This is a genomic window from Leisingera sp. JC1 (assembly GCF_001679925.1).
Classification (GTDB): Bacteria; Pseudomonadota; Alphaproteobacteria; order Rhodobacterales; family Rhodobacteraceae; genus Leisingera.
On sequence record NZ_LYUZ01000153.1, the window covers coordinates 1 to 7,484 of the forward strand.

Genomic DNA, 7,484 nt, shown 5'->3' on the forward strand with positions numbered 1-7,484 from the left:
CGGGCTGCTCGGTGCCTTTGCCCGCGGGCTGCGGCGCGATCAGGCAGCCGTCGCCGCGGCGCTTCGGGAACCATGGTCGAACGGGCAGACTGAAGGGCAGATTAACCGCCTCAAGACGCTCAAACGCCAGATGTATGGAAGGGCGAACATCGACCTGCTCAAAGCGCGGCTCGTTCAAGCGCTCTGATCTGAGGGAGGCCGAAGTTGCACCAAAACTGAGTCAGAGCCAATTTTGCACGCCGATTCACACCGAGAAGGTGTGTGTGAACGTTACTGAGACGCAGACGGCAGTTCATTCCACGCGGCGAGCGGATAGTGATTGAGTTCGTCGCGTACACTGCGCCACCTCGGCATATTGTCGTCAAGTACTTTGAGGAAACGTTCATCATGGCGAGGCGATATCAGGTGGGCGAGTTCATGCAGCAGTACATAGTCAATTGTCCGAGTGGGCTTTTTAGCGAGCTCGAGGTTTAGCCAGACGATTTTCTTGTCCGGATTGCAGCTCCCCCATTTCGTTTTCATCGGCCGGATGCCCCAGGCTTCTGTGGCAACGCCCAAGTGTGACGACCAATACGCAAGCCGTGGAGCTACGTGCTCCCTTAGGCGAGCCTTGTACCAATTTTCCAGCCAACGCCTGCGTATTGCTGGCGTTGTATCTGCCGGCACCGAAAAGCGGAGCCGATCACTGCCTAGCAGTTCGATCCGATGGACCTTCTTTTCCCATTGGATCACATCAAGCCGAAGAGGCCGGCCGAAAACGAAGTGTGTCTCGCCCGAGACGTACTGCCGTTGCGTCTGGCGCTCCTGGGCGAGGAACTGGGCCTGTTTGCGGCGAACCCAATCCATTCTCGTGAGCACAGCCAGCTTGACGGCATCGAGACTGACACTCAGCGGAGCAGCGACCCTAACCTGTCCTTCCGGCGGATAGACACCAACATGGAGGTTCTTGATCGCCTTCCAGCGGACCTCGACCGGCGTCCCGCCGATGATATGGTGTTCAGTATTCACCATGGTTCTTCAGTATTTGCAGTAGCGTGTCGACGGTGTCGGGATCCGAAATTTCAGCTTCAAGGCAGCGCCTGACTTTCTTTTCTTTCATCGTATGACCGCGCCATCCATGGGGTGCGGTCGCCCGGACGGCCTCGTCAACGCGGCGCGCCAAGGCCTCATCTTGTCCCAAGTTGTCGAACAGCGCCTTTTGCCCGGGAGACTTCATGCTCTCAGGATAGGTATTGCCATGCCCGGATTTCGCGGCCCTTACCAGCTCCGCGATCTTCTCCAAATATTCGGCATACTCGATCGCGCCACTCCGGCGTTGCGCCACCAGGTCGGTCAGCAGCTCCGACATCTTTTCGTAGAACTTGGGGTTCACGGGTGTTTCGTCGATGATCAGCTTCCTGACGTTGTTCTCGATCGCCTCGGCGACATTCTCACGCTTCCGCTTGGACGGCGCCGGAAGATCATCCTCGGCTTGAGCGCCTTTGCTCTCGACCAGGTCAATCAAGCTGATGTCATCCAAGTGAGAGATGACCTGAGAGTCGTCGGCCCGGATGTAATTGTCGATCAGGTGGCGCATCGCCGGCTCGTAGAGCTTCATGTCAACGGCATCACCGCTGTGGAGCCGCACGGCATCGCGGATGCCGATGGCATGTTCGACCTCCTTGCGCATCTCGCCCAGTTCCCACTCGTTGAAATCCGATCCGTCCGGCTCGGCGGCGACGTTCGTGTAAGCGCGCGCATAGCGCCCCGCCAACTTGTAAAGCGCTTGGCGGCGGCGAGCCTTCTCTTCCGCGTCAGGATCGCTCTCGATGCCTTCGGGGCTGGAGAAATACGCGAAGAGCTCGTCGTCGCCCTTCGGCTGCTCGACGGCATCGAGAAGCCCCAGCCAGGCATCGCGTGCCGTCCGCAGATCTTCATCGGCCTGCTCGGCGCGGTCCGTGATCAGACCTTCGACATCCTCCTTGTCAAAGGCATCGAAAGCCTCGGACGTATAGTCATCAACCGCACTCTCGATGTTTCGGAATAGATCCTTGTAGTCGACGATGTAGCCGAAATCCTTGTCGTCGCCGTCCAAGCGGTTCACCCGGCAAATCGCCTGGAACAGCCCATGATCCCGCATCTGCTTGTCGATGTAGATATAGGTCGCCGTCGGCGCGTCAAAGCCGGTCAACAGCCGGCTGACCACGATCAGCAGCTTCATTCGCCCCGGCTCTTTCCTGAACAGCCGCAGCGCCTCTTCCTCGTACTCTTCCTCCGACGTATCGCCCAGGAGATCGGTATAGACCCGGTGGACGCGCTGCTTCTCGGTCTCGCCCATGCCGGTTTCTTCACCGGTGATTTCCGGGGCAGCGCGTTTGTAGGACGTCACGATTGCGCATTTATCGGCCAGGATTGACCCGGACTTGCGGAAAATCTCGAAGAGCTCGCACGCCTCGGGGATGGAGCCTGCCACGAGCATGGCGTTGCCCATGCCGGCATTCAGGCGAGGCTTCATCTCCATGTCCAGGATTATATCGTTGGCGATCTGCTCCAGCCGGTCACGGCTCGACAGGACACGTTGGAGCGTGCCCCAGCGTTGCTTCAGCGTCGCCTTCGCGATCGGTGTCAGCCCCTTGGTCTTGGCCTCGAACCAGGCGTCGATCTTGTCCGGCGCGCTGATGCGCTGGTCGATGTCGCGGGCCTCATAGCGCAGGTCCAGCACCACCCCGTCATCGACCGCCTCGTCGAAGCGGTAGGGCTTGCCGATATAGGGCCCGAAGGTCTCGAGCGAAGTCCCCTTGTCCGACCGCAGCAGCGGCGTGCCGGTGAAGCCGATGAACATGGCTTCGGGCAGCACCTTACGCATCGCCTTGGCTAACTTGCCAGACTGAGTGCGGTGTGCTTCATCGATGAAGACGAAGAACTCGCCCTTGGGCGCACCGATATTGGCGTTCTGGATGTCGGTGATCAGGCTTTCCAGCTCCCCCTCTTCCTTCTTGCCGAACTTGTGGACGAGGGAGCAGATGATGCGATCCGCCGGATCGGCGAGAGCAGCCATCAGATCATTGCCCGACCGCGCACGCCGCACCTTGTCGCCGGTGTTGCCGAAAACATCCTCGATCTGACTGTCCAGTTCCTTGCGGTCAGTCACCACCAGGATGCGGCCGTCCGGGAATGCTTCCCGGATCCAGCGCGCCAACATCACCATGATCAGGCTCTTGCCCGAACCCTGGGTCTGCCAGATGATCCCGCCCTCATGGGCGCGCACGCGCTCCTGCGCGGCCTTCACGGCGAAATACTGGTTCGGGCGGGCGATCTTCTTGATGCCTGCGTCGAACAGGGTGAAGTCGTGGATCAGCTCCAGAAACCGCGCGGGCGCCATCAACTGCGTCACGTCACGGTCGAGCCGGGCCGAGATCCCGCTCTCTTCCTTCCAGGCCAGCCAGTAGGGCTGTGGAGTCTGGATCGGGGCGTAGCGCAGCCCCTCGCTGTCGTTCCCGGCAAAGGTGATCTGCACGGTGGTAAAGAAATGTCGGATGAATTCTGGCCGCTGGTTGTCGAGCGTCTGGCGGACGCCTTCACCTACGCCCACAGTGGATTTTTTCAGCTCCACCACACCAAGCGCGATGCCGTTGACATACAGCACCAGGTCGGGCCGCTTGTTCCAGGCCTTGGCGTCCTTACCCTTGATCGAGACCTCTTCGGCCACGCAGAGGTCATTGGCGCCAGCATCGCCCCAATCGACAAAGTGGACGGTGACGGGGGCCTCGCCCGTGCCGGGGGCGATGGCCACTCCAAAGCGGAGCATTTCGTAGAAGCTCTGGTTGGCCTCATAGAGCTTGTTGCCCTCCATCCGCGCCTCGCGCTCAAGGCGGGTGATGGCCTGGGTGATAACCTCTGGCGCATAGCCGCGCGCCTCCAGCCAGGGGCGAAGCAGCGAGGGCTCAATATTGGCATTGCCCTCGCGTTTTTGCCAGTCGCCGAGATAGCGCCAGCCGAGGCCACCGGGGGTGCCGGAGGTGTCCCCACACAGCAGGTCGATGACCCGGTTCTGGGCCTTTCGTTCCGCCTCGCCGATTTTGCTCATGGGGCACTCCGTTCTGGAAAAGTCACTTATGGGAAATGTCGTCAGACCAGCCTGATCCGTCCGGTCAAAAGGTTCTGCATCATGCCCTCCTTCACCTGTCGCGCCTTTTCGAGACGGGTTTCGAGGGCTTGGATTTCGGCATCCATGTCAGTCAGGATTTCAGCAATACAAGTTTGCTCCGGAATGGTTGGAATCGAGATTGGACAGGCGAAATATGACACTGTATTAATTCCAGTAATTGCTGTCTGGATGCAATTGTCTATCATATGTTTGCGCGAAGCATGGGTTTGCAAAAAATAACACAGAAAATCTGATCTGATTCTTTGATTATCGACGGAATAGCGTCTCGTATGCCATGCAAAACAGGTGTCCTCTCCATCATTTGAGACATAGACAGTTCTTGCTATGCCCTCTTTGACAAGGGATGACTCTGCATACAAAAGGTCTCCGGCAGAAAGCGTGCATTTCTTTTTTTCGTCGTTGGTGAGAGGAACACGCTTGAACAACCGGCCGTCAATACAATCAACGGAATGAATGTCCGAAACGCCAACGATGTTAGAGCCCCTGCCGTAAAGGTCTGCTTTCTTATAGACACCAGAGTTATGACTGATCACCAGCTCTTTTAGGCAGACAACATCCCACTCCCCCGAGAACCCCGGAAGGCGGCGCTTGGCGGTCAGCAGGTCCTGCATGGCGCCCTGCTTGATGAGCCGCTTCTTGGCGATCAGCCGCTCCAGCCCCTCGATCAGCGCATCTGCATCTGAAAGCGCCTCGGCGATGGCTTCTTGTTCCACCAAAGGAGGGCAAGGGAATGTGAGTTTCCCAACAGTCGTCAGATTGATGCCTGTCTTCGCTCCGACATCGGTCATCTCAATGAACCGTCGTTGCGGCTCAGACGATGCCAGATAGTAGGCCACGAACTTCGGTGAAACCTGATCGGCTGGCAGACGAAGACAGGCAACGTGTTGATTTATGTAGGCGGGCGTCGGGACGTTCTCGTCAACGTATCCTATGATGCCAATATCAGCCGTGATGGAGATCAGGATATCACCGTTTCGGAGACCTGTCCGCAGTCCCTCTTTCTCGCTCGCGGGCAAGGCAACGTGCTGCCGGTCGGATAAGTCAGGCTTGATACGGTGGCGCTTCAGATTGGTGATCCGCATGAAGAGATCACCGTGATCGGCATAGTATTTTGCCCAGCCGCGAGAGCCGCTCGTGATGAAAGGGTTGAAAGATGCAGCGGTGCGCATCGGCCATTCGTCCGGCTTCTCCAGGCTGGTGTCAGTGACTAGATCTGAAGCCGTCATTACGCGAACCCCATCGCTTCAAGATGCGCAAAGACCTTTGCGCTGAGCAGATCGACGTCATCCGACATCTCCGGCAACGTATGCCCATAACGCTCCGTTAGCACCCGCACCCGGGTCGTCATCTGCTCGGTCCGCACCTCGATCTCGGCCTCGATCAGATCAGCAATGTCGGTCAGCCATTTATCATCCACGACCAGGGAGCGGATCTCCTCCTCCGTCAACTGCGGGTATTTCCTCAGCGTGGCCTCGGTCAGTTCATCCTCTGCAGCCTTGGCGACCTTGCGCGCATCTTTCTCTTTCTTGATCAGGACGTTGGCACGGGTCAGAAGTTCCTGCTCCTCATCATCCAGGTGGCTCCATTTCCGGCGCTCCTTGATGGAGGCTGCGGTCAGCTTCCCGCTATCGGACAATGCAGACGCCAAAAGGCCCCCTTCGCCCGCGTGCTCTTCGACGAGATCGGAAAATTGCTGAGCGAGTTCGTCAACACGTGCCTGTGTCGTGTCCACCTTTTCCTGGAGCTTGGGGAAAAAGCGCGCCACGACGAGCTTGGGGGGAATGACGTCAGCGACCAATCTTTGGCCGCTGACCGTCAGGTCCCCATCTTCCAGCCACTTAGTCTTTTTCCCGTCATCAGATTTCTCATGCCGGGCAATTCGCAGTTCCCTGGCGGCCTCCCAGCCATCATGGGCAATGATGAAGACATCATCCTGCATGGTCTCGGCCCAGTAGGACATGAGCCGCTGGTACGCCTCGTAGCGGTCGATCAGCGGCGCCTCGGCAAAGCGTTCGAGGATGTCCTCAGCGATCGTGTGGATCAGCTCCTTGGGCTTACCGCCCACCTGGATGCCATCCATGCGCGGCGCATTCACCCCGGCCCAACCGTCGAGGATGCCATGGACCCGGGTCTGGAAAGCGGTGAATTCGGCGTGGTCGCGGATGGTGCTGCGCACCTCCTCCGGCTCGACCAGGGGATCGGAATAGCCTGGACGCGGGTTCGGCCCGAAGAGCGTGGCGCGGATCCCGGGCATGACCTCCCAGAACTCGGCCAGCCCATCAATGTCCCGGTTCGGCACGCCGCCCTTGAGGTGCGCCTCGATGTCCTGAAGGTCCTCGGGGTCGGAGCCGTCGATGTAGCGCGGGATGTTCAGGTTGAAGTCGTTGCGGGTGATCTCGGTCCAGGGAACGAGGCGGGCGTAGCCCGGGATCTCGGCCTGGCGGGTGTAGGCGTCGGTGATCTTGTGGATGTCGCGCTCGCGCAGGCGGTTCTTGTTGCCGTCCTTAATGAAGCCACGCGAAGCGTCGATCATGAAGACGGGACGTTCTGCGCAGGCTTGTGATTTGTCGAGGACGATGATCGAGGCGGGGATGCCGGTGCCATAGAAGAGGTTCGCGGGCAGGCCGATGATCGCCTTGATGTAGCCGCGCTTGAGGATCTTCTCGCGAAGTTCGGCTTCCTTGTTGCCCCGGAAGAGAACGCCATGGGGCAGGATGACCGCGCCGGAGCCGGTGGCCTTCATTGAGCCCAGGATATGCAGGAGGAAGGCGAAGTCGCCGTTCTTTTCCGGCGGCATCCCCAGATCGAAGCGGCCAAAGCGGGTGTCGCTGGTCAGGCCGGAGCCCCAGGCCTTGGCCGAGAACGGCGGGKTGGCGACGACGAAATCGAAGGCAAGAAGCTCGGTCTCTGATGCCTTGAACTGCGGCTCTGCGATGACATCGCCCTGGGCGACATCCGCATCCTCGCGCCCATGCATGATCATGTTCATCTTGGCGAGGCCGCGGGTGGTGATGTCGAATTCCTGCCCGTAGATGGTGAGCGCGACGTCGGCGGCGTCCGCGGCCTTCAGGAGCAGCGATCCGGACCCACTGTGAGTGCTGGACGTAATCTCCCCAAAACGGCTGGATGAAAATTCCCCAGTTTGGCGCCGATGCCGATGATCAGGGGGGCATGCCCCCCTGATCATCGGTCGCGCATACTTCCCCTGTAGAGGCCAATGGAAAGGCTCGCAGGTGGTGGGATTGAGGGAGATCGTGATGATCTTTGAATTGAAGCGGCAGGGCCTTGGCATCAGCGCAATCGCGCGGCAGACCGGGCTCGACCGCAAGACGGTAAG

General features: G+C 59.3%; 5 protein-coding genes. 1 reads left to right on the forward strand and 4 read right to left on the reverse strand.

Going from position 1 to position 7,484, the window contains the following annotated elements:
* Positions 1 to 187 (forward strand): transposase (locus tag A9D60_RS24210; RefSeq protein WP_141117935.1); only part of this gene is annotated, 187 nt, incomplete at its 5' end.
* Positions 188 to 270: 83 nt separating this feature from the next.
* Here A9D60_RS24210 and A9D60_RS24215 read toward each other — a convergent pair.
* From A9D60_RS24215 to A9D60_RS24230, 4 genes are read right to left on the reverse strand one after another with little or no spacing between them, the layout of a single operon-like run.
* Positions 271 to 1,011, reverse strand: a complete 741-nt coding sequence (locus A9D60_RS24215) for a M48 family metallopeptidase (protein ID WP_065269958.1) — start codon at positions 1,009 to 1,011, stop codon at positions 271 to 273.
* Positions 998 to 4,066: a type I restriction endonuclease subunit R gene (locus tag A9D60_RS24220; RefSeq protein WP_065269959.1), complete on the reverse strand. Its 3,069-nt coding sequence runs from the start codon at positions 4,064 to 4,066 to the stop codon at positions 998 to 1,000. The genes A9D60_RS24215 and A9D60_RS24220 overlap by 14 nt, the downstream gene beginning before the upstream one ends.
* 41 nt (positions 4,067 to 4,107) lie before the next feature.
* Positions 4,108 to 5,373, reverse strand: coding sequence for a restriction endonuclease subunit S (locus A9D60_RS24225; protein ID WP_065269960.1), 1,266 nt, complete (start codon positions 5,371 to 5,373; stop codon positions 4,108 to 4,110).
* Positions 5,373 to 7,334, reverse strand: coding sequence for an N-6 DNA methylase (locus A9D60_RS24230; protein WP_217492094.1), 1,962 nt, complete (start codon positions 7,332 to 7,334; stop codon positions 5,373 to 5,375). The genes A9D60_RS24225 and A9D60_RS24230 overlap by 1 nt, the downstream gene beginning before the upstream one ends.
* Positions 7,335 to 7,484: the final 150 nt, after the last annotated feature.

What these genes read in the sequence shown, in the direction of transcription:
- A9D60_RS24215 (WP_065269958.1), bottom strand. Translation starts at nt 1,011, where the DNA reads ATGGTGAATACTGAACACCATATCATCGGCGGGACGCCGGTCGAGGTC.
- A9D60_RS24220 (WP_065269959.1), bottom strand. Translation starts at nt 4,066, where the DNA reads ATGAGCAAAATCGGCGAGGCGGAACGAAAGGCCCAGAACCGGGTCATC.
- A9D60_RS24225 (WP_065269960.1), bottom strand. Translation starts at nt 5,373, where the DNA reads ATGACGGCTTCAGATCTAGTCACTGACACCAGCCTGGAGAAGCCGGAC.